The sequence below is a fragment of the Enterocloster sp. 210928-DFI.2.20 genome, from assembly GCF_020554465.1.
Taxonomy (GTDB): Bacteria; Bacillota; Clostridia; order Lachnospirales; family Lachnospiraceae; genus Enterocloster; species Enterocloster bolteae.
This window is the reverse complement of record NZ_JAJCHK010000008.1, coordinates 1-22,058: the sequence shown is the minus strand read 5'-3', so window position 1 is coordinate 22,058 and position 22,058 is coordinate 1. Positions and strand designations below refer to the sequence as shown.

Below are 22,058 nucleotides of genomic sequence, written 5' to 3'. Positions count from 1 at the left end.
AAAACAGAAGGCATGTTCAGAAATTACGACAAAATTACTTAAAAAGCGGTTTTTACCCTCCTTCTTTTCTGCTATGATGAAATCATCAGAAATGAGAAGGAGGGTATTATTATGAAGAAAAAACTGGCACTTTTGTTGGCATGCTCCATGGCTTTAAGCCTTACTGCCTGCGGAGGCGGCAGCAAGCCGGCGGAAACCACGGCCGCGCCTGAGACCACCACGGCAGCAGCTTCGGAGGCTGCAAAGGAAGAGAGCAAGGAGGAAGCGGCAGAAACCACAGCAGCTGAGGCTGCGGGCGGGGACATGGACGCCCTCATCGAGGCAGCCAAGGCGGAAGGCGAACTGACGGTATACGGCTCCTGCGAGGAGGAATATCTGTCTGCTGCCTGCCAGAATTTTGAGAAGCTGTACGGAATCAAGACAAAATACCAGAGACTTTCCACATCAGAGGTTTATACCAAGATATCCGAGGAAGCAGGCAAGCCGTCTGCCGACGTATGGTTCGGCGGAACCACAGACCCCTATAACGAGGCAGTGGCTGACGGTCTTCTGATGGAGTACAATGCCATCAATGCCAAGAACCTGATCGGTGACCAGTACAAGGATCCGACCAACTGCTGGTATGGTATCTATAAGGGAATCCTGGGCTTCATGGTCAATACGGAAGAACTGGACCGTCTGGGCCTGGAAGCTCCCAAGACATGGGATGACCTTACCAAGGAAGAGTACAAGGGACTTATCATGCTGTCCAACCCCAACACGGCCGGCACGGCAAAACTGCTCATCAACACCATGGTTCAGATGAAGGGACACGATGAGGCCATGGAATATTTCAAGGCCCTGGACAAGAACATTTCCCAGTATACCAAGTCCGGTTCCGGCCCATCCAAGATGGTAGGCCCGGGCGAGTGCGTAATCGGAATCGGTTTCCTTCATGACGGCATTTACCAGATTCTTCAGGGCTATGACAATATCCAGTTAATCGTTCCTGAGGACGGCACCTCCTTTGAGGTGGGCGCTACCGCCATCTTCAACGGATGCGCACATCCAAACGCAGCCAAGCTGTGGATTGAATACGCCCTGTCTCCTGACTGTGTGGACCACGCCAAGGAGAATGGATCCTATCAGTTCCTGGTATTAAGCAATGCCACCCAGCCTGAGGAAGCTACGAAATTTGGTCTGGATATGAACAATACCATTGACTATGATTTTGAGGATGCAAAGGAAAACAGTGCCAAGTATGTAGAGGACTTCTTCGCAGCTCTTGGAAGCTCCTCCGACAGCGCGGACTCCAGCCGTTTCTTGACAGAATAGGCAGAGCTTCTGCCGGTGTCCGGCACTTGGAAACGTAATGTAGTGTAAGTCTGCAAACGGGTGCTGCGTAATGGTTGACATCATTCATTACGCAGCATTTGTTACATTATGGTCCTGGTTCGGCAAAAGGGATCATAAGAAACAGAGAGGAAAGAAATCAAGAGGAAAGAATTCCTCGGGAAAGGGGGCCTCATTGTGGCCAGAAAACAGAGCGCTGAGCTGGAGCGCAAGAAATTTTTTTCAGACCCCATACTGGTGAGTATGATTGTGGTACTGCTGGTATTCCTGGCATTGTTTATCCTGTACCCCCTTCTGATGCTGCTGGTAGACAGCTTTTATTCGGAAGGTAAGATTACCCTGGAGGTATTCGGGAGGGTGCTGAGCCTGGAGCGGTTCCAGAAGGCTTTCAAAAACACCCTGGTGTTAGGCATGATTACGGGAATCGCATCCACTGCCATCGGCCTGCTGTTTGCCTATGTGGAGGTGTATGTAAAGCTTAAGACAAAGGTGCTTGAGAAGCTGTTTGCCATGGTTTCCATGCTTCCCGTTGTTTCTCCTCCTTTTGTGCTGTCTCTGTCCATGATTATGCTGTTCGGACGAAGCGGCATCATCACCCGCTCCCTTTTGGGAATCTATGATTCCAATGTATATGGGCTTAAGGGAATCGCCATTGTGCAGACACTGACCTTTTTCCCTGTATGCTATCTGATGCTTAAGGGACTCCTTAAGAATATCGACCCCTCCCTGGAGGAGGCAACCAGGGACATGGGAGCCTCCCGGTGGAAGGTGTTTACCAGCGTCACATTCCCCCTTCTCCTTCCCGGACTGGGCAATGCATTCCTGGTAACCTTTATCGAGTCTGTGGCGGATTTTGCCAACCCCATGCTGATTGGAGGTTCCTACGACACATTGGCTACCACCATTTACCTGCAGGTAACAGGGGCCTATGACTCCACCGGAGCCGCTGCCATGTCCGTGGTGCTTTTATCCCTGACCGTGGTCCTGTTCCTGATCCAGAAGTATTACCTTGAGAAGAAAACCGCAGCCACCCTTACGGGAAAAGCTTCCCGTATGAGGATGCTCATAGAGGATAAGAGCGTTACGGTTCCCCTGACCTTTTTCTGCGGCGCCGTGTCAGCCTTTGTCATGCTGATGTACATTATGGTGCCCTTTGGCGCGCTGTTCACCCTCTGGGGCAGGGATTACAGCCTGAGCCTTAAATGGTTCCAATATATGTTTAAGACCAGCGGACTTAAGGCCTTTAAGGACTCCTTTGTCCTGTCCCTGATTGCGGCTCCCCTGACAGCTTTCCTGTCCATGGTCATCTCTTACCTGGTGGTAAAGAAACGGTTTAAGGCCAAAGGGTTCATCGAATTTGTATCCATGCTGGCCATGGCGGTTCCCGGCACCGTGCTGGGTATCGGATATATCAGGGGTTATGCCAACGGTCTGTTCAGGACCGGCGTCATGAGCGGCCTTTACGGCACCGGCCTGATCCTGATTATCGTATTCATTGTGCGAAGCCTTCCCACCGGCACCAGGAGCGGTATCTCAGCCCTGCGCCAGATAGACAAGTCCATCGAGGAATCAGCCTACGATATGGGCGCTAACTCTGCCAAGGTGTTTATGACCGTAACCCTTCCCCTGATTAAGGATTCCTTTTTCAGCGGACTGGTGACTGCCTTTGTGCGGAGCATCACGGCAATTTCCGCCATCATTCTTCTGGTAACGCCTGATTTCCTGCTCATCACCTGCCAGATCAATGAGCAGGCCGAGAAGGGAAATTACGGCGTGGCATGCGCCTATGCAACCGTTCTGATTATCATAACCTACGGCGCGGTGCTTATCATGAATACACTGATGAAGTTCTTTGGAGTCAGCAGGAAGATAAAGCAGGAGAATTAAGCGCTCATAGCGGGACGCTGCGCTAAGCGGCCAAAGGACGCCCGCAAAGCGCCAGTGGCATGCATCGCACGTAAGCGTCTAAAAGACAGACGCCAAGTGCTCATAGCAAGGAGGAAAGTTGATATGGAGAAACAGAAAAAGGGTGTTCGTCTGGAACACATTTCCAAAATATATACAGATCCAAAGACAGGAAAGGAATTCTATGCGGTGCAGGATACCACCCTGGATATCGAGCCCGGAAGCTTCGTGACACTCCTGGGGCCTTCCGGGTGCGGCAAGACCACTACCCTGCGCATGATTGCGGGATTTGAGAGCCCGGATGAGGGGGATATCTACCTGGGGGATGAGGCTATCAATGCCCTGACACCCAATAAGAGGGATACGGCCATGGTGTTCCAGAGCTATGCCCTTCTGCCCCATTACAATGTATTTGACAATGTGGCCTATGGCCTTAAGATACGCAAGCTCCCCAAGGAGGAGATTCATGAGAGAGTCATGAACATCCTTAAGCTGGTGGAGATGGAGGGCATGGAGTCACGTATGACCAACCAGCTTTCCGGCGGCCAGCAGCAGCGTGTGGCCCTGGCCAGGGCCCTTGTCATTGAGCCCAGCGTACTGCTCTTTGACGAACCATTAAGCAATCTGGACGCCAAGCTGAGGGTCACCATGAGGACGGAAATCCGCAAAATCCAGCAGAAGGTAGGCATTACGGCCATCTACGTGACCCATGACCAGTCCGAGGCCATGAGTATTTCCGATAAAATCATTATCATGAGCAAGGGAAAGGTGGAGCAGATTGGGCCCCCCAGGGAGATTTACTACCATCCCAACTCCAGGTTCGTGGCGGACTTTATCGGGGAAGCTAATTTCCTGGAGGCCAGGGTCAGGTCCGCAAGCGGTGAAAAAGCGGTCATCGACGTGGTGGGTCAGGAGCTTACGGTGAACAATTTCGCAAAGGCAGGGCCGGGGGATGACGCGGTGCTGGTTATCCGGCCTGAGGGAGCCACCCTGGCGGAGCAGGGGCTTTTGGAAGGCACTGTCACCCTGTCCACCTTTATGGGATCCTATCAGTATTATCAGGTCATGGTGGGGAACATGGAGATTCAGATTACGGATTACAATCCTGTAAACCGCAGGATATACGAGGTAGGGGAGAAGGCATACCTGGATTTCGATCCCAAGGGGGTTTACATCCTGTAGACGCATTGGTACAATAGGCAGTATGAGGAATCGGATGCGTATGAAAAAGAGTTGGAGCATATATATTGCAGTGATAGGAATGTCCCTCTGCCTGGCCGGCTGCGCAGGCAGCGGGACTTCTGCGGCTGCGGGCCATAGGGCAGGTGCGGATCGTGCAGCAAGCACGGAGCATGGGGCTGGCACGGACTCTGGGGCAGGCACGGAGCATGGGGCTGGCAGGGACCATGCAGGGGATGAGGAGCTGGTGATTTACTGCCCCCATCCCCTTGAGTTCATCAACCCCATTGTGGCGGAATTTGAGGGGCGGACCGGAATACGGGTCTATGTCCAGACCGGAGGCACAGGGGAGCTGCTTAAGATGGCGGAGGAGGGGAGCGATCCTCCCTGCGATATATTCTGGGGAGGTTCCCTGTCCACCACCAGTCCCAAGAGGGAGCTGTTTGAGGCGTACATAAGCTGCAATGAGGATATGGTGCGGGATGAGTTTAAGAACAGGGAAGGCAATATGAGCCGGTTCACGGATATTCCCAGTGTAATCATGGTAAATACAAACCTGATTGGGGATGTGAAGGTGGAGGGCTATGAGGATTTGTTACAGCCGGAGCTGAAAGGCAGAATCGCCATGTGCGATCCTGCCACGTCGTCCTCGGCCTATGAGCATCTTATCAATATGCTCTATGCGATGGGGGACGGGGAGCCGGAGCAGGGCTGGGATTACGTGGAGGACTTCTGCCGGAACCTGGACGGCATTCTGTTAGGCGGTTCCGGGGAGGTGTATCAGGGAGTGGCCCAGGGAAAATACGCCGTGGGCCTGACCTTTGAGGAGGCGGCCGCCCACTATGTGGCGGACAGGGGACCGGTAAAGCTGGTGTATATGAAGGAAGGGGTTATCTCCACGCCGGACAGCGTCTGCATCGTAAAGGGCAGCCGCCATATGAAGGAGGCCAGGGAGTTTGTGGACTTTGTCACGGGCAGGGACGCACAGACCGTTATCTCCATGAGGCTGGACCGCCGTTCTGTGAGAATGGATGTGGAGGAACCTTCCTATCTGCCGGATAAGGAGGACATCCACATCATATACAGCAGGGAGGACGAGGTGAATTCCAGAAAAGGGATGTGGCTGGAGCATTTTGCCTCTATTTACAGCAGAGTGCTTGAGGAGGATGGGGGCATGTCCGGGGAGGTGGGAAGCCAGTGAAGAAGGAACGGTATTTCCGCCACGAGCTGGAGCGCATGTTTATCGCCTACGCCATTGTCCCTGCGGTCATATTTACCATGGTATGCGGCATGCTTTTCATGACCGTGCTGCTCCACGGGAAAAGGAGCGGCAATATTGAGCACAACCGGTATGTGGCAGGATTGCTGGACAATGTGCTGGCCCGCTATGAGGAGGGCGTGGAGGAAATGGCTTCGCAGCCCGGCTGCTTTGACAACATCCGCGAGCCGGACGGGAAGGCTGAGCTGTTTGGGATATTTTACGGCATCACTAACAGTCTGGGACTGGAGGGGGATTTGTTTGTCATGGACAGCAGCAGGAACATTCTTCTGTCCAGCCGGAGTGACCTCCCCCAGTTCCTGGATGTGCCGGAGGATGTGTCCTGGGGGATATTTGACGATATGGACCGGGAGCCTCATAAGACGGCTCTCAGGCTGGCAGAAGGATGGAAGAGCGGCGACAGTACGATTGCCATAGGCCGGAGCGTGATGGACGGGAACCGGAAACTGGGATATATCCTGTGTTCCATTCCCAGCAGCCAGTTTAAGGCCCTTGTGGACAAGCCGGATATACAGACCATTATCGCCGATCCCTTTGGCTGGGCTTATGTCAGCAGTAATTACAGCTTCTTAAACAGCAGCAACCAGGTCATGAAGGTCCTCAGGGAGTCGGGCCGGTATTTAAACCATGAGAAACAGATGTACCTGGTATCCAGGCAGCAGGTTCCCAGGGGCGGGTTTACCGTGTATTCCATCTCCGATATCCAGAACATCGTCATTTCCCTGGGCCTGGGCAGCGGCCTGGTCATCACGGCCCTGGTGCTCATGACCCTGTGGATGCTTCTCAACTCCAGGAAGGTGACGGAGAAAAAGACAGAGGATTTCTATAAAATCCTGGATGTGATGGAGAATGCCAGGGACGGGGATCTGGAAGGCGTCATACGGATACAGAGCGACAATGAGTTCAAAATCATTGCCGACGCCTATAACGAGACCATACAGAGCCTGAGAATCCAGATGGAGAACAACAAAAAGATGGCGGAGCTGGTGTCCATGGCCCAGAACAAGCAGCTGGAATCCCAGTTCAATCCCCATTTCCTGTACAATACCCTGGAGAACATCCGGTACATGTGCAAGCTGGAGCCGGCAACAGCGGAGCGGATGGTCTTCAGCCTGTCAAACCTTCTGCGCTACAGTCTGGACGGCAGCAAGGCAGAGGTGACGCTAAAGGAGGACCTGGAGCACCTGGAATCCTATCTGACCATATTAAAACGCAGGTTCGGGGAACGGTTCCGATGCAGGATTGACGTGGAGCCGGAAGCCATGGACCTGCGGATTCCCAAGCTGGTGCTCCAGCCCATGATAGAGAATGCGGTGAAATACGGGTTTGGAAAGCAGCTCAACCTGACTGTGGAGCTGAAAGCCTATATCCATGAGGGAAAGCTGATCATGATATGCCGTGACGACGGGGTGGGAATCCCTCAGGGAACCCTAAGCGAGCTGACAGCCCTGCTGGAGCAGAAGGAAAATCCCAGAAGGCATTCGGGACTGTATAACATTCACAGAAGAATTGACATCCTGTACGGTCGCCCCTACGGGGTGGAGATCAGAAGCGCGGAGGGACACGGCACCACCCTGGTGGTGACCCTGCCGGTGAAAAGAGAGGAATCAGACGGATGTTGCGTGTGTTGATTGCGGAAGATGAAGAGATGATACGAAAGGGGCTGGTCTATACCACGGACTGGCTGTCCATGGACTGCGTGGTAGTGGCGGAGGCTGCCGACGGCCAGGACGGATATGAGAAGATTTTGGAGCACAGGCCGGATGTGGTCATAACGGATATCTGCATGCCCTTTATGGACGGCATAGAGATGATAAAGAAAGCCTCGGAGCAGGTAAGGTTTAAGAGCATTCTCCTGACCAGCTACGCGGATTTTGAGTATGCCAGGCGTGCCATCGAGGCCAGGGTCTGCGAGTACCTGTTAAAGCCTGTGGACGAGGAGGCCCTGGCAGGCATCATGGAACGGCTGGGGGAGGAAATCGTGAGCAGCCGCCAGGTGGAGCATGTGATGGAGCAGGCGGAGATAGAGGGGGGCAACTTAAACCTGGAGTACTACATGCAGCTGGATTTGTCGGAGAACCAGTATGTATCCAGGGCCATAACAGCCATACGGGAGGATTTTGCCAGGAAGCTGAGCATAGAATCCATCTCCGATGACCTGGGAGTCAGCGCCAGCTATCTGAGCAGGAAATTCAAGGAGGTCACGGGACAGACCTTCCTGGACTTTCTCAATAAATACAGGGTACAGCAGGCCATTGTGATGCTGGGCACCAGACAGTACAGAATCAGTGAGATATCAGAGGCCACCGGATTTACGGACTACAAGCATTTCTGCTCCGTGTTCAAAAAGTATACCTCCAAATCTCCCACCAAGTTTATCAAAGGGGTGTCGTGAGAATTCGTAAGAAACCTTACAATTATCTCCATGGATGAAATTGCCTTGACCTTAGAGCGGCTCCATGGTTTATGCTGGATATGTCAGAAATGACGCCGGCCCGGACTGCTTTGTATCAAAGCGCCGGGCCATCCCCCTTTTTAAGGGGCAGTTAAACAATCAGGCATAGTGATATTTGGTCCTGTACTTGCGTAAAAAATAAAGACACAGCAGGATTCCGCCGAACTCTGCAATGGGAATGGCCAGCCACACACCGTCCATCCCGATGATAAAGGGCAGCACCAGCAGGCTGGTGATAATCAGGCCAAAGGTGCGCACGAAGGAGATGATGGCGGATATACGTCCGTCGGACAGGGCTGTGAACAGGGCGGAGGCAAAGATGGTGAAGCCGGAAAAAAGAAAGCTGCATGCAAATATCATGAATCCGTGCCTTGCCAGTTCATAGACAGGCGTGCCCCTGCGTGCGAAAATCTCTACCACCAGGCTGCCGCCCAGCTGGGCCATGAGGAAAACGGCCAGGGAGGAAGCTGCCGTGAAAATGAGAGAGGTTTTAAATACCTGTCTGAGCTGCTGATGGTTCTGGCTTCCGTAGTTAAAGCTGATAACAGGGGACACGCCCTGGGAAAATCCCATGAACAGTGCATTTAGCAGAAACTGGGAATACTGGATGATGGTGATGGCGGCCACCCCGTCCTCGCCTGCAAAGTGCATCATCAGCAGATTGAACAGGAAGGTGATGACGCCGGAGGAAAGGTTGGTCACCATCTCGGAAGAACCGTTGAGACAGGTTTCTCCCAGCTCCTTTTTTACAATGCGGGGCCGTACGAACCATAGGCTCTTTCTGGCAGCGGCAAAGTAAATGAGGCCGATAAGGGCCGGGATGGAGTACCCGGTTACCGTGGCGATGGCTGCACCGGCAATACCCATTCCCATGGGTACAATCAGCACATAGTCCAGCACTGCGTTGGCAATGCCTGCCAGCAGGGTGAGGAACAATCCGATGCCGGGCTTTCCCTCTGTCACAAAAAACATCTGAAACTGAATCTGAAGCATGAGGGAGGGAGCAAACGCCAGCTGCCAGCGCAGGTAGGTGACGCAGTCCTTAAGAAGCAGGTCGCTGGCTCCCAGCATACGGGAAAGGGGTACGGCCGCCAGGTTCCCAAGGACGGCAAAGACCAGCCCGATTATGATATTCAGCAGGATAATGGTGGTGAAGGTTTCCCTGGCGCTGTCAGGCCGGCCTTCCCCCATTTTTTTTGCCACAATGGCATTGCTTCCCGTGGACAGCATGACGGAGATGCCAAGTACGATGTTGATCACGGGGTAGACGATATTGACCGATGAAAGGGCGTTGGTGCTGACGAACCGGGATACGAAAACCCCGTCTACAATGGTGTACAGGGACATTACCACCATCATGATAGTGGTGGGCAGCGCAAACAGCAGCAGGGACCCGAAGGTAAATTTTTTTGATAATGAATGACTCATATTAACACTCCTGTTTTGATTCAATAAAATAAGTACTGTTGGATATTGATTATTTCAGCCGCAGGTATTATCATATGCTATAGGGTAACCCGATAGTCAAGAGGAGATTTGCGAAAATGGAAAAACAGTCGGAACTATACTTTACCACCGGAGAATTTGCCAGGATACTGGGGGTCAGGAAACATACGCTGTTCCACTACGACGAAATAGGCCTGTTTTCACCGGCCCTAAAGGAGGAGAACGGATACAGGTATTATTTTGTATGGCAGATGGACATGTTCGAGGTGATTCGTGCCCTGCAGAAGTTGGGGATGTCCCTGGGGGAAATCAAGGAGTATATGGAAAACCGTTCCCCGGAGCGTTTCATGTCCATGATGGACGGGAAGAAGCGCCAGATTGACGAGGAGATACGGCGTCTTAAGAATATGAAGCGCTTCATCCTTCATGAGGAGGAGTCGGTGCAGCTGGCCATGAAGGCTGCTCTGGATGAGCCAAGGCTGGTGGAGAGGGACAGGGAATACCTGCTTGTGTCGGACATCAGCGCGGGGTCGGAGCGGAAGGCTGCGGTGGAGATTGCGGAGCATGTGAGAATGCAGGAAAAGTACCATGACACAGTGGGCGCGGTGGGATCCATTTACCTGGGAGAGGACATGGACCGGGGCATATATGACCGCTATGTGAAGGTGTATACCAGGCTGGATAAGAAAACTGCCTCCCGCCGGGTTCAGAGCCGGCCGGAGGGAGTCTATGTGGAGCTGTACAGCAGGGGGCATTTGTGGGACATGGAAAAGCCCTACCGCCTCATCAGCGCCTTTGCGGGGGAGCGGGGGATCCGGCTGGGCCAGATGTGGTATGAGGATTTGATGCTGGATGAGCTGACGGTGAAGGAGTACGAACAGTATATAGTAAAGGTTATGGTGCCGGTGGAGAGTAAAGTAATAAATCCTTAAATAGACAAAGGATGCACCAGATAGTATAATGTAAAATAATACCAGATGGATGGAATGCAGCCATGACCAAGGAGAAAATCAAAATGAAGCCCAGCATATGGAGGAGAGTGGACATACAGGTATCCCTATTCACTGCAATTGTAGTGGCCCTGTTGACATTCTCCATTTTTTGGTTTCAGTACAGAATTACATACAATGATACCCTGATCAGTCTGAGGGACCAGGCAGAGGCCATATACGGATATGTGGAGAAACGTCTGGATAAGAGCACCTTTGATCAGGTACGGACCAGGGAAGATATGGAGGGAGATGTCTATAAGCAGGCCCATGAAGCTTTCCAGAGGATCAGGGAGATTTCCGGTGTCCGGTATCTCTATACCGCAAAGATGAATGAGGACGGCGAGTTCGTGTATCTTATCGACTGCCTGGATCAATCGGAGCCGGACTTCCGCTATCCGGGGGACCTGATTGAGCATGAGATTTACCCGGACATGCAACGGGCACTGGACGGACAGAAGGTGCTTCCGGACCGGATTAAGGACACGGAATGGGGAAAAATATTTATCACCTACATGCCCATATATGATGGGGAACAGGTGCTGGGAGTGGTGGGAATCGAGTTCGAGGCAGGCCATCAGTATGATACCTACCGGAGCCTGCGTCTCCTGCTTCCGCTGTTTATCCTGCTGTTCAGCCTTGGGGCCTGTCTCGCCTCCAGACTGTTGTTCAGGCGCATATCCAATCCCTTTTACCGGGATATGTCAAATACGGATTACCTGACCCAGCTTAAAAACCGGAACGCATATCAGCTGGATATAGGAAACCGCATTGCCGGGAAGGCCCAGGAGGGAACAGGATTCATCCTTCTGGATTTAAATGGCCTTAAGCATGTAAACGATACCCTGGGGCATGATGCCGGAGATGTCTACATTACCTGCGTTTCAAAGGCATATCTCAATATGCGGACCAGGGAGGCAGTGATGTACCGCATTGGGGGCGACGAGTTTGTGGTGGTGATGCCGGATGCGGACCGGGATAAGATACAGGATTTCATGAGACGGTTCGGGGACATGTTTAACAGGGAGGCATCCATGCCGGAATTTACCTTTTCCTGGGGATATTCCATCTATGACCCCAAGGCGGACGCGGATCTCTACAGCACGTGCCGCAGGGCGGACAAGAACATGTACATGAGAAAGCAGCAGTACTATAAGAATAAAAACGCATAGGAGGATACAGATGGGACTGTTGGACAAGCTGTTTAAGAAGGGACCAAAAGCAGATGAGGTGTCAAAGGGCGGTTCGCCTATTTACCGCTATGAGGATAAGGAGAATGAGGGCTGGAGGCCGCCGGAGGCTTATGGCGTATACGCAGAGGAGATAAATGCCCATTTTCAGGGACTGTTTCCCAACCGGGAGGAATTTGTGTTCCATGAGCTTTTATCGGATTTGGTCCACATTGATGTGAACATTATGCGGCCCGATGAAACCCATCCCTACTATGTAATGTATACCACGGGCATGAGCGATATGCCCATGACTCTGCCGGAGGAAATCCAGGACAGGGAGGACCTCAGGTACGGGGAACTGTATATGTTCCTTCCAAAGGAGTGGAATCCGGGTGAGGCAGGCCAGATCAACAGCGACATTGCGCAGGAGGAATACTGGCCCATCGGACTGATTAAGTATCTGGCCCGTTTCCCCCATGAGTACAGCACCTGGCTGGGATGGGGGCACACCATTCCCAATGGTCCTGATTATGAGCCTCTGGCGCCGGATACCGGAATGGGCGGCGTGGTCCTGGTACAGATCGGCGGCGATATGGGCAGCATGGAGGCAAAGGACGGCAGGAAGGTAAACTTCTACATGGTTATACCTGCATACAGGGAAGAGATTGAGTATAAGCTGGAGTATGGCATGGAGGCGCTGGACAAGCGGTTTTCCGAAGGGAACCTGCCCATGGTGCTGGATATCCACCGGCCCAATCTCTGCGCGGATTTTAAGGAGTAGGCCCGGCTCCTCCGCTTTCCATGAACTTGACCGGAGAGCATCCTACATATTTTTTAAATACTTTGATGAAATATTTATAGTCCGAGAAGCCCACAAGGTCTGCGATTTCGTAGACCTTGTATTTATTTTCCTTCAGCAGGTCCACGGCCTTCTGCATCCGGTAGCGGTTCAGATAGTCGTTGAAGGTATAACCTGTAAAGCTTTTAAACTTGGAGTTTAAGTAGGTGCAGGACATGCCGCACTGCTCGCTGATATCCGTAAGAGAAAGGTGGGAACTGTAGTGGTTTCGGATGCAGTCCATCATGTACTCCACATGGCGGTTCCCTTCGGGACTGTCCCCTGTTTCCGGTTCATCCAGTATGCCTAACTTACGCTTTTCCATGTCCAGCTGCTTCAGCTCATGCCTGAGCCTGGCCGCTGCCTGCTGCTTGTCTTTAATCTTTCTGAGAGCGTCATAGAGTTCGTTAAAATTCACTGGCTTTAAAAGATATTCCGTGACTCCCAGGCGGATAGCCTTCCTGGCGTATTCAAAATCGCTGTAGCCGGACACAATGACGGCGTCATAGCCGTACTCCTCTATGCTGTCCTCCAGCATGGAAAGACCGTCCTTTACAGGCATGTTGATGTCCACCACCACAATATCCGGGTTTGTTTCCCTGATTTTTTCCAGTCCCTCCAGTCCGTCCACTGCCTCTCCCACCACCACGCAGTCCGCCTCCTGCCAGTTTACCATGAACAGCAGGCCTTTGCGTATGATGTCTTCGTCCTCCACAATCAGGACCTTATACATATGTATCCTCCTCCATATCCGCGGGAAGGGTGACGCTTACCCGCGTTCCGTTTCCGGGGGAACTCTCAATGGTCAGGCCGTAGGAAGGGCCGTAGAGAAGCCGCACCACCCGGTGGGAATTATATAATCCGATATGTTCTCTGTAAATATCCTCCTGATCCAGGGCCTCCCGCAGCTCCTTCAGCTTTTCCGGGCTGATGCCGCTGCCGTTGTCCTCCACGCTCAGCACCAGTGTGCTGTCCTTTTTACGGGCCGTGATGGTGACGGATACACAGTGTTTATCCTTCATTCCGTGGACCAGGGAATTCTCCACCACAGGCTGCAGGAGCAGCTTTGGAATCATTAAGTCCATCAGTTCCTCCGGGATGTCGATATGGTAATTGAGCCTGCGGTTATAGCGCATTTTCTGAAGCAGGAGATAGTCGTTGATGTATTCGATGTCGGTCTGCAGGGGCACAATGGTGCTCCCGTAATATACGCTGTAGCGCATCAGGTTGGCAAAGGCCATGACCATCTCCGAAGCCTTCTGGGAGTCAATGGCAATCTCATACCGGAGAGTCTCCAATACATTGAAGATAAAATGGGGGTTAAACTGTTCCTCCAGCTGCTTGATTTCCATGGTGCGTTTGCGCTCCGCCAGCTCGCTGTTGTGAAGCATCAGCTCCTCGCGCTGAATCACCATGTTGCGGAACGCGTCGTTGAGCATCCGGAATTCGTCAAATACCTGGCTTTTCAGGCGGTAATCCATATTTCCCCGCCCCATTTCCTCCACCGAGGCCTGGAGCTCGTCAATGGCCTGCAGGTTCTTTTTGGTTATGCGCAGGGTCAGGGGCGGAATCATGATGACCATAAGTATTCCGGCCAGCCCCAGAAACAGAATGCCGTAGGTCACAAGGCTGCGCTGGAATTCCATGGATACCAGTGTGTACAGAATCAGGGAGCTCTCAGGAAGGACTTCCTTGTGTATGTGGTAATGCTTGTTGTTGACCTTTACAATATTGCCCTTCTGCCAGTCCATCCTGTATTTGCCGGCAGGATATTTTTCCATGGGGTCCGCATTCTGCCTTCCCACTGCAAAAACCAGGTTGTCATACCTGTCTGTGATGACCACGTCGTCTAACGGACATTCCCGCACAGCCTCGTAAATCTGTTCATCCATCAAATCGAAAAACAGGTATCCGCAGATTCCGTCTGCGTCTGCGACGGGGCGGGCCATGAGCAGGTCCCCTTCCTGTCCGTGGGCAAAATTCAGGCGGCTGGGCATGGTATGGGTCAGGTCAGGGGCTTCCTGCATTTTTTCCACCAGGCTCTTATAGACGGCGCTGTTCAGGAATATTTCGCGGTTTCCCTCAAATAGGCTGGAGCTTACCATGTGTCCCTCTGTATCTGTAAGGGCAAAGGTGCTTCGTATGGGCTGGGATGTGGTAAAACCGTAGAGCAGCCGGTTGACCTGGGTGGCGGCATCCGCATTTCCCGGTTTCAGGGCATCCAAAAAGCGGTAATCTGTGGAAAAGTGTTCCAAACCTTCCTTATAGGATGACACCTGGCTGTCCAGGGCGGATGCCAGAAGGGCGTTGTTCTTCCGGTTGCTTCCCACGCTGATCCACTGGACATTGATGAACAGGAACAGCCCCATCAGCACAAAGAGCAGTGAGATGATGGAGCATGCATATTTAAGGAAAGAACGCTTGATGTAATCCCTGTACTGGTTGCCTGCCATGGCGGGTACCTCCCGGAAGTAGTGAAGTACAGTGCCCTCAGGACACTGTACCTCCTATTATATCATAGATAGAGACTAAATGCTGATGTCGTTGCTGCCTGTGACCTTGAAAAATACCAGCAGGGACAGGATGCTTGTCAGGGTCAGGATGGTGGAGTAGGCTGCGGCATTGCCGAAGTTGCTGCGGATGACCTCGGCGTAAATGGCTACGGTCAGGGTCTGGGTCTTGCTGGTATACAGGATGATGGAGGAACTGAGCTCGCTGATTAAGGTGATCCAGCTCATAATGGCCCCGGAGAGCACCCCGGACATCATCATGGGCACCGTGACCTTCACAAAGGATTTCGTCTCGGTGCACCCCAGACTGATGGCGGCTTCCTCCACGCTGGGACTGATCTGACCGATGATTGCGGTGCTGGAGCGGATGGTATAGGGCATCCGCCGTATGGACAGGGATATGATGATAATAATGGCAGTGCCGCTGAGCAGCAGGGGCTTGCTGTTAAAGGCATACAGGAAGGAGATGCCCAGGACAGAACCGGGGATGATGTAGGGGAACATGGTCACCGTGTCCAGTATGCCGGTGAGGAAGGACCTCTTCCTGACTGTCAGGTAGGATATGAGGATACCAAACACCACCACAATGGCAATGGCGCATATTCCGAACAGGTAGGTGTTGAAAATAGCTGTGTTATTGTTCTTGGAGAACAGGGTGTTCCTGTAGTTTTCCAGGGAAAAGCCTCCTGTGTATACGGTTCCTCCGCCTGTTGCCAGGAAGGAGGTGACGATGACTGTAATCTGGGGCAGGATGGCGATGAGCACCACTGCGTACACAAACAGATGGGACAGGATGTTGCGTGTGCCGGTGCATTTTTCCGCCACCATGGGCTTTAAGGCGGTCATGGAGTAGGTGAAGCGTCTGCCCAGATAGCGCTGGAGGAAGAAGAGAACCAGGGTTATGCCGATGACAATGACGCAGAGCGCGGCGGCAAAATGGTCGTCCGTGCTGACCTCACCCATGAACTGGCTGTAAATCAGCACCGGAAAGGTCTTATAGCCCTCGCCGATGAGCATGGGAGTACCAAAGTCAGAGAACACGCGCATGAACACCAGCAGGGAGCTGGCCAGCATGGTGGGCATTACCAGGGGGACGATGATCTGCATCACTCTCTGGAATGCGGTGCAGCCAAGGCTTTCGGCTGCCTCGTTCAGGGAATTGTCCAGGTTTTTCAGGGCGCCGGATATGTACATGTACACCAGGGGGAAGGACTGGAGGGAGAATACCAGCACAATGCCCGCAAACCCATAGATGCCGCCCAGCTTTATGTGAAAGAGGCTGTTGAGTATCTTGGTGAAGAAACCGTTGCGCCCCAACAGCTGAATCCATGCATAGGCCCCTATGAAAGGCGGGGACAGGTAGGAAATGACAATCAGGATGTTCAGGTATTTACTTCCTTTGATCTGTACGCTCCGCAGCACGTAGGCCATGGCCAGCCCCAGAACGGCAGCCACCACGGTGGATACAATGGTGACCTTAAAGCTGTTTACCAGGGTGCTCCAGTAGTATTTTCTTGCGAAGAATTTAGTAAAATAGGCAAAGCTTAAGTTTCCGTCCTCAGAAAGAACGCTTTTATAGAGCACCAGCACCAGGGGGTAGACCACGAAGAGAAGGAACAGGGCCAGGATTCCCAGTGCCATTGCAACCCATATATTTAATTTTTTCTCTCCTGCATATCTCATGAATGGTCCCTCCTGACAATAAGGCTTTGACTGCCGTCCTCAGTGAACACGTTGATTTTATGGGGCTGTACGCCCAGGCGGATGGGGGTGTGGTCCGGGATGATATCCCAGATATCGGAGTTCTGTATGACCTCCATCTCCCTGCCGTCCGCTGTTTCCACAAAGTAGTGGGTGGTGATGCCGAGGAACACGCTGCTTCGCACAACCGCAGGTATGCCGCCGCTGTCCTCCCGGCTGATGATGAATTCTTCAGGACGGATGGATACCTTCACGGCCTGGCCGTCCTGCGCGCTGCGGGAAAGGTTCTCCATGGGCACGCTGTAATCCCCGATGTGAAGCATTGTCTGCCCGTCCCTTGCCTCAATGCGCCCGTCCATGATGTTGGACAGTCCGATGAAGGTGGAAACAAAGATATTGGAGGGCCGCTGGTACACGTTCTTGGGGGTGTCAATCTGCTGGATGACGCCGCCGTTCATGACTGCGATGCGGTCCGATACAGCCAGGGCCTCCTCCTGGTCATGGGTCACATATATGGTGGTGATGCCCACCTGCTGCTGGATCCGCTTGATGGCGTTTCTCATCTCCACCCTCAGCTTGGCGTCCAGGTTGGACAGGGGTTCGTCCATAAGCAGCACCTCCGGGTGGATGACAATGGCTCTGGCCAGGGCCACACGCTGCTGCTGGCCGCCGGACAGCTTGGAGGGCATCCGCTTTTTCAGGTGGTCAATCTTTACTACTTTAAGGATTTCGTCCACCTGGGACTCAATCTGGTCCTGGGGTACCTTGCGGTTCTTAAGGCCGAAGGCCACATTGTCCCGGACCGACATGTGGGGGAAAATGGCGTAGTTCTGGAATACCATGCCCATATTTCTCTTGTTGGTGGGGATGTTGTTGATGACCTTGCCGTCAATCTTGATTTCGCCGCCCTCAATGGAATTGAATCCTATAATCATGCGCAGCAGGGTGGTTTTGCCGCATCCGGAAGGCCCTAAGAGGGTGAAGAATTCACCGGGCCTTACGTCTAAGGACAGGCCGTTAATAATGGTGTCCTTTCCGAACCGTTTGATTACATTTTCTATGCTGATAGCTACACTCATGGTTTGTAACCCTCCTTGTTTTTTGGTTTTTCAGATAAAAAGGACTGCCTCAGCTGACCGTTTCAGACCCCCAAGAGGTGATGGGCGGTGATGGAATCATGTGGTCAGCGTAATGGGCAGTCCTTTGGGGGCATGGTTATGCCGGTGCTGTGTGTTTTGTCAGATGAGCGGGCAAAGGGTTAGTCCATGGATGTCTCCATATGCTCGCTGAAGAGGTTGGTAATTTCCGTTTTGTGCTCAGCAACCCAGCCCTCGTCGTAGTTATCAAACAGTTTGATTTCAGACTGGGGCGTCATGTAGTCAGCCAGCTTGGCATCCTTTCTGAGAGGCCTTACAGTCAGGTTGGAGCCCACTGCGTTCTGAATCTTCTCGGAGAGCATATAGTCCACAAATTTCTTTGCATTTTCAGGATGCTTGCAGTCCTTTAAAATCTGTACGGACTCGCCGGGGAATATGGCCCCTTCTTTGGGGAATACCACCTCAACCGCAGCGCCTTCCTTCACATAGTTGGCAGCCGGGTCTTCCCAGGTCAGGCCCACCACATACTCGCCTTCGGCAACGCCCTTGTATACCTGGCTGGAGCTGTTGGCCATCTTGCCGTCCAGGTTTGCGATGAACTGGTCTACATAGGCCCATGCCTCGTCAGATAACGGGTCTCCGTCCTTTCCCATGCCGTAGAGCATGGCTAACAGGGACTGGAACGCGGAGCTGGAGTTTACAGGATCCCCGAATGCAATCTTGCCCTTTAACTCAGGGTTTAATAAATCCTCAAAGCCTTCAATCTTCATGTCGCCCTTTAAGTCCTTATTGACAATCATGACCGTCGGGTCCGCAAATGCAGGAGTGAAATAACCGGTGGTGTTGCGGAACGCATCCAGCATGTTTTCATCCTCAGGCGATACATATTCCATAAACAGATCCTTGGAGGCGGAGAGCATGGTCTGGTCAGCCACCCAGAATATATCGCCCAGGGGGTTATCCTTTTCAGACTGGGCCCTCTTTAACAGCTCTCCGGTACCTGCCACTACCACCTCCACCTTGATTCCCGTATCCTTTTCAAACTCAGGAATCACGGCATTGTTGAGGGCCTCGCTTCTGGCCGTGTAGACTACCAGAACCGGCTCCTCATCACCGGAAGCAGCGTCCTTGGCTGCCTCTGTCTTAGCAGCGTCACCAGCCGCCTCTGTCTTGGCTGCCTCTGTGCCGGAAGGCTGCTGGGTGTCGCTGGTCTTTGCCCCGCCGGAGCTGCAGCCGGTGGCTGCCAGGGCTGCTGCCATGATGACTGCGGTTGCTTTTTGAAATTTTCTCATATGAACATTCCTCCCTTAAACATATTTTTTTGCTGCACCACATTTTTCATAACTTAATTTTAGCATTTGGGCTGGAAAAGTAAATCCGACAATCCCACAAAAAGGTGGAAAATAAACAACAGACGGAGTGAAAATTCAGAAATTTCAATCCGTCTGTTACAATATGGTTTTAATTAATTCGCTGTCAGCTGATTTACCGGGGGTCTCCCGGACAGGATACACTATTGCCCTGTATGATTCTTGGAATATAGATGGCCTCCCTGTTGAGAAGTTGGTTTTCACTTTGAATCCGTTCCAGAAGCATCTGGCCAATTCTGAACCCTAAAGCCCAGGTGTCAGGCAGGGCATAGGTCGGCTGGACATAGAACAGGTCGCACAGGTTTACATTACATGGAGCCACAATGGACAGGGTCTCAGGAATGGGGATGTTGTGATCGCGGCAGTATCTCAGGGCACCGATGCAGGTTTCATTATGGGCAGCCACCAAGGCAGTAGGCGGGTGGGGGAGCCTTAAAAATTGTTCCAAGGCTTCATATCCAAAGGCAGAGTCATGGGGGCCTTCCAGAAAGTAACGATAATCCCTGTCCACCGTAATGTGTATGGAGGCCATGGCGCGCTTAAACTGCTGAAGCCGTTCAGCGGCAGAGCTGAACTGGGTGGGGCCGCATATGATGCCTATTTTTGTATGACGGTTTCGTATCAGCTCCATGGTCATCTCGTAAGTGCTGATGCCGAAGTCTGCATTGGCAAAATCCCCGACAAATCCGGGATGATCAATCCGACGGTGTATCAGGACAGTGGGTATTTTCTGGCTTAAGCTTACAATCAGTTCATTGTTGCCACCGCAGCTGTTTAGGACAAGTCCGTCAATTTTGCGTTCTGAGAGCATCATCAGATAATTGCGTTCAATCTCACTGTTATTAAATGAGTTGCAGATGAAAAGAGTATAGCCCTCCTCCTGGATTGCATGTATGATGGCTTGGGCAATCTGGAAGTAATATTCGTTTGTACCATCTGCAATCACCAGGGCGATGGTCTTTGAGCTTTTATTTTTTAATTCGCGGGCAGCCTGACTGGGATGGTAACCCAGTTCTTCGATAACCCTTAATATGGTGCTGCGTACTTCCGGCGACACTTTGGGGCTGTTGTTCAATACCCGTGAGACAGTGGCGGTGGATACTCCGGATTGTTTTGCTATATCCCGGATGGTAATTTTTGCCATAAGAAACTCCTTCAAACTATGCTGCTGTAATGGAAGATACCCGGACGGGCCGGGGGGGATCCTCTTTTCTTATTATACTTGATGTGGCAGAGAAACGCAATGAAAAATATGCCAAATGTGTAATCAATTACACAAAATGTTATTATGCATAAAAAATAGGATAAATAATGTATAAAATGCATAAAAATATAACTTTCAATATAAATAAATTGACATATACGATAAAATATATTATTATTAGTCGTGTAAACGATTACACGAAGCGCGATGTGAACCAGGGGAAGAACATCAGAATATGGAGGTATTTTTATGAAGAAAATGTTAGCAGTAACATTGGCCGTGTTAATGGCGGGGATAGTGGCCGGATGCGGCACTAAGACAGAATCATCTGCGGCGGCAGAAACTGAAACGGCTGCTGTAAAATCAGAAGCTTCCGATACGGAACAGGCCCAAGAGAGCCAGGAGCCATCCGCTTCCGGTGACCCCATCCGTATTGGCCTGACAACAGTTCTCACGGGGGATCGTTCGCTGGAAGGAGAATATGCCTCCAATGCGGCAAAAATCATAACCGAGGAAATCAACACTCAGGGAGGCGTTCTGGGGCGTCCCATTGAAATTGTGATTGAGGATGCTTTGGGAACGGATGTGGGTGCTGTAAACGCTTACCGTAAGCTGGCTTCGGATGACAGTATTGTGGCTATTGTGGGTCCGGACAGTTCCAATGACGGTATGGCACAGTCGCCCAGCGCACTGGAATTTAAGATACTGACCACGGCTCAGGGGTCTTCCCCCACTTTGAAGAACATGTGTAATAATGATAATCCGTATTTGTTCCAGTTAAGAGCCTGCGACGATACGCTTTGCGCTGCCCTGATTAAATATTCGGTGGAAGAGCTGGGAATTAAGAGTTATGCGGTTATGCATGACACAGAGACTTCTTCTGCGGATCAGGCAAGACTGTTCACAGAGGCCCTTAAATCCTACGGTATAGAACCGGTGGTAACCGTACCCTTTACGACAGGGACAAAGGACTTTTCTTCCCATATCGCACAGGTACAGGCATCAGGCGCTGATGCAATCATCGGGGCCGCGTTCCAGACGGAAGCCGCTATTTTGATTCAGCAGATCCGCTCCCTTGGAATAGAAGCTCCTATACTGGGCTCCAACGGATTTGCAGACCCTGTGACCATCCAGCTGGCCGGGGAATTAAATGACAATGTATATTGCGCAAGCGCATGGGTACCGAATACACCGAATCCAAAGGGTGCTGCGCTGGCTGAAAAGTATAAGGAGCTTTACGGCGATGACTGCGGAAAGGCGGCAGCCCAGATATACGACCATATATCCGTAATCTGCGAAGCCATCACGTTGGCCGGTTCCACGGACAGAGAAGCGGTCAGGGAAGCTATGAATACCATTGGCGATTATCAGGGAGCCATTACGAAATATGACTGCCGGACAAACGGTGACTGCGGACGAGGCGGACTGCTTGTAAAGGTTGTAAAAGGCAAGGCGGAAATTATTTCGGAAATCACCTCGGAAAAAGTCATTGAGTAAATACGGTGTGAACAGAGAAAACGTGGTGAGTATTATGATCTCTCGGAATCTTGAGTGATCATGCCAGCAAAACTCTGGCATTGA

17 protein-coding genes are annotated in these 22,058 nt (G+C 52.0%); 10 read left to right on the top strand and 7 right to left on the bottom strand.

Annotated features, from left to right (window positions below; translation table 11 throughout):
* The first annotated feature begins 111 nt into the window (after positions 1–111).
* The 6 genes from LI015_RS09520 to LI015_RS09495 all read left to right on the top strand — a co-directional run bounded on the left by LI015_RS09520 (position 112) and on the right by LI015_RS09495 (position 8,090).
* The gene (locus LI015_RS09520) at positions 112–1,314 is read left to right on the top strand and encodes an ABC transporter substrate-binding protein (protein WP_227124701.1); all 1,203 of its coding nucleotides are present in this window, start codon (positions 112–114) and stop codon (positions 1,312–1,314) included.
* Positions 1,315–1,509: 195 nt separating this feature from the next.
* Entirely contained in the window at positions 1,510–3,219 is a 1,710-nt protein-coding gene (locus LI015_RS09515) for an ABC transporter permease (RefSeq protein WP_002569907.1), read from the top strand.
* Positions 3,220–3,342: 123 nt separating this feature from the next.
* Positions 3,343–4,419 (top strand): ABC transporter ATP-binding protein, encoded by a 1,077-nt coding sequence (locus LI015_RS09510; RefSeq protein ID WP_227124699.1) that lies wholly within the window; start codon positions 3,343–3,345, stop codon positions 4,417–4,419.
* 34 nt (positions 4,420–4,453) lie between these two features.
* The gene (locus tag LI015_RS09505) at positions 4,454–5,617 is read left to right on the top strand and encodes an extracellular solute-binding protein (RefSeq protein WP_118019427.1); all 1,164 of its coding nucleotides are present in this window, start codon (positions 4,454–4,456) and stop codon (positions 5,615–5,617) included.
* Positions 5,614–7,326 carry a sensor histidine kinase gene (locus LI015_RS09500; RefSeq protein ID WP_195633865.1) on the top strand — a complete coding sequence of 571 codons (1,713 nt, stop codon included), beginning with the start codon at positions 5,614–5,616 and terminating at the stop codon, positions 7,324–7,326. The genes LI015_RS09505 and LI015_RS09500 overlap by 4 nt, the downstream gene beginning before the upstream one ends.
* A complete protein-coding gene (locus LI015_RS09495; RefSeq protein WP_002569903.1) occupies positions 7,311–8,090 on the top strand; it encodes a response regulator transcription factor in 780 nt (259 codons plus the stop codon). The genes LI015_RS09500 and LI015_RS09495 overlap by 16 nt, the downstream gene beginning before the upstream one ends.
* 159 nt (positions 8,091–8,249) lie before the next feature.
* Here LI015_RS09495 and LI015_RS09490 read toward each other — a convergent pair whose 3' ends face one another.
* Positions 8,250–9,578 (bottom strand): MATE family efflux transporter, encoded by a 1,329-nt coding sequence (locus LI015_RS09490; RefSeq protein ID WP_002569902.1) that lies wholly within the window; start codon positions 9,576–9,578, stop codon positions 8,250–8,252.
* 116 nt (positions 9,579–9,694) lie between these two features.
* On the opposite strand from LI015_RS09490, the gene LI015_RS09485 reads away from it, so the two are divergent.
* The 3 genes from LI015_RS09485 (at position 9,695) to LI015_RS09475 (ending at position 12,538) form a co-directional block, all read left to right on the top strand.
* The gene (locus tag LI015_RS09485; RefSeq protein ID WP_002569901.1) at positions 9,695–10,528 is read left to right on the top strand and encodes a MerR family transcriptional regulator; all 834 of its coding nucleotides are present in this window, start codon (positions 9,695–9,697) and stop codon (positions 10,526–10,528) included.
* A gap of 83 nt (positions 10,529–10,611) precedes the next feature.
* A complete protein-coding gene (locus LI015_RS09480; RefSeq protein WP_227124697.1) occupies positions 10,612–11,757 on the top strand; it encodes a GGDEF domain-containing protein in 1,146 nt (381 codons plus the stop codon).
* Positions 11,758–11,767: 10 nt separating this feature from the next.
* A complete protein-coding gene (locus tag LI015_RS09475; RefSeq protein ID WP_227124695.1) occupies positions 11,768–12,538 on the top strand; it encodes a suppressor of fused domain protein in 771 nt (256 codons plus the stop codon).
* Here the strand turns inward: LI015_RS09475 and LI015_RS09470 are convergent.
* From LI015_RS09470 to LI015_RS09445, 6 genes are all read right to left on the bottom strand, one after another.
* Entirely contained in the window at positions 12,528–13,328 is an 801-nt protein-coding gene (locus LI015_RS09470; protein WP_002569898.1) for a response regulator transcription factor, read from the bottom strand. The genes LI015_RS09475 and LI015_RS09470 overlap by 11 nt on opposite strands.
* Positions 13,321–15,048 (bottom strand): sensor histidine kinase, encoded by a 1,728-nt coding sequence (locus LI015_RS09465; protein ID WP_002569897.1) that lies wholly within the window; start codon positions 15,046–15,048, stop codon positions 13,321–13,323. The genes LI015_RS09470 and LI015_RS09465 overlap by 8 nt, the downstream gene beginning before the upstream one ends.
* 75 nt (positions 15,049–15,123) lie before the next feature.
* The gene (locus LI015_RS09460) at positions 15,124–16,788 is read right to left on the bottom strand and encodes an ABC transporter permease (RefSeq protein ID WP_117626513.1); all 1,665 of its coding nucleotides are present in this window, start codon (positions 16,786–16,788) and stop codon (positions 15,124–15,126) included.
* The gene (locus tag LI015_RS09455) at positions 16,785–17,885 is read right to left on the bottom strand and encodes an ABC transporter ATP-binding protein (RefSeq protein ID WP_227124693.1); all 1,101 of its coding nucleotides are present in this window, start codon (positions 17,883–17,885) and stop codon (positions 16,785–16,787) included. Before LI015_RS09455 ends, LI015_RS09460 begins: the two co-directional genes overlap by 4 nt.
* 179 nt (positions 17,886–18,064) lie before the next feature.
* Complete coding sequence (locus LI015_RS09450; RefSeq protein ID WP_002569894.1) at positions 18,065–19,195, bottom strand: extracellular solute-binding protein; 1,131 nt, start codon at positions 19,193–19,195, stop codon at positions 18,065–18,067.
* 193 nt (positions 19,196–19,388) lie between these two features.
* Positions 19,389–20,417: a LacI family DNA-binding transcriptional regulator gene (locus LI015_RS09445; protein ID WP_002569893.1), complete on the bottom strand. Its 1,029-nt coding sequence runs from the start codon at positions 20,415–20,417 to the stop codon at positions 19,389–19,391.
* 309 nt (positions 20,418–20,726) lie between these two features.
* Between LI015_RS09445 and LI015_RS09440 the strand changes: the two genes are divergently transcribed.
* A complete protein-coding gene (locus LI015_RS09440) occupies positions 20,727–21,974 on the top strand; it encodes an ABC transporter substrate-binding protein (protein WP_002569892.1) in 1,248 nt (415 codons plus the stop codon).
* The last annotated feature ends 84 nt before the right edge of the window (positions 21,975–22,058 follow it).

Bases quoted from the DNA above. Each gene is read 5' to 3' on its own strand.
- LI015_RS09520 (WP_227124701.1), top strand. From the start codon at position 112: ATGAAGAAAAAACTGGCACTTTTGTTGGCATGCTCCATGGCTTTAAGC.
- LI015_RS09510 (WP_227124699.1), top strand. From the start codon at position 3,343: ATGGAGAAACAGAAAAAGGGTGTTCGTCTGGAACACATTTCCAAAATA.
- LI015_RS09505 (WP_118019427.1), top strand. From the start codon at position 4,454: ATGCGTATGAAAAAGAGTTGGAGCATATATATTGCAGTGATAGGAATG.
- LI015_RS09495 (WP_002569903.1), top strand. From the start codon at position 7,311: ATGTTGCGTGTGTTGATTGCGGAAGATGAAGAGATGATACGAAAGGGG.
- LI015_RS09490 (WP_002569902.1), bottom strand. From the start codon at position 9,578: ATGAGTCATTCATTATCAAAAAAATTTACCTTCGGGTCCCTGCTGCTG.
- LI015_RS09485 (WP_002569901.1), top strand. From the start codon at position 9,695: ATGGAAAAACAGTCGGAACTATACTTTACCACCGGAGAATTTGCCAGG.
- LI015_RS09480 (WP_227124697.1), top strand. From the start codon at position 10,612: ATGAAGCCCAGCATATGGAGGAGAGTGGACATACAGGTATCCCTATTC.
- LI015_RS09475 (WP_227124695.1), top strand. From the start codon at position 11,768: ATGGGACTGTTGGACAAGCTGTTTAAGAAGGGACCAAAAGCAGATGAG.
- LI015_RS09470 (WP_002569898.1), bottom strand. From the start codon at position 13,328: ATGTATAAGGTCCTGATTGTGGAGGACGAAGACATCATACGCAAAGGC.
- LI015_RS09465 (WP_002569897.1), bottom strand. From the start codon at position 15,048: ATGGCAGGCAACCAGTACAGGGATTACATCAAGCGTTCTTTCCTTAAA.
- LI015_RS09460 (WP_117626513.1), bottom strand. From the start codon at position 16,788: ATGAGATATGCAGGAGAGAAAAAATTAAATATATGGGTTGCAATGGCA.
- LI015_RS09455 (WP_227124693.1), bottom strand. From the start codon at position 17,885: ATGAGTGTAGCTATCAGCATAGAAAATGTAATCAAACGGTTCGGAAAG.
- LI015_RS09450 (WP_002569894.1), bottom strand. From the start codon at position 19,195: ATGAGAAAATTTCAAAAAGCAACCGCAGTCATCATGGCAGCAGCCCTG.
- LI015_RS09445 (WP_002569893.1), bottom strand. From the start codon at position 20,417: ATGGCAAAAATTACCATCCGGGATATAGCAAAACAATCCGGAGTATCC.
- LI015_RS09440 (WP_002569892.1), top strand. From the start codon at position 20,727: ATGAAGAAAATGTTAGCAGTAACATTGGCCGTGTTAATGGCGGGGATA.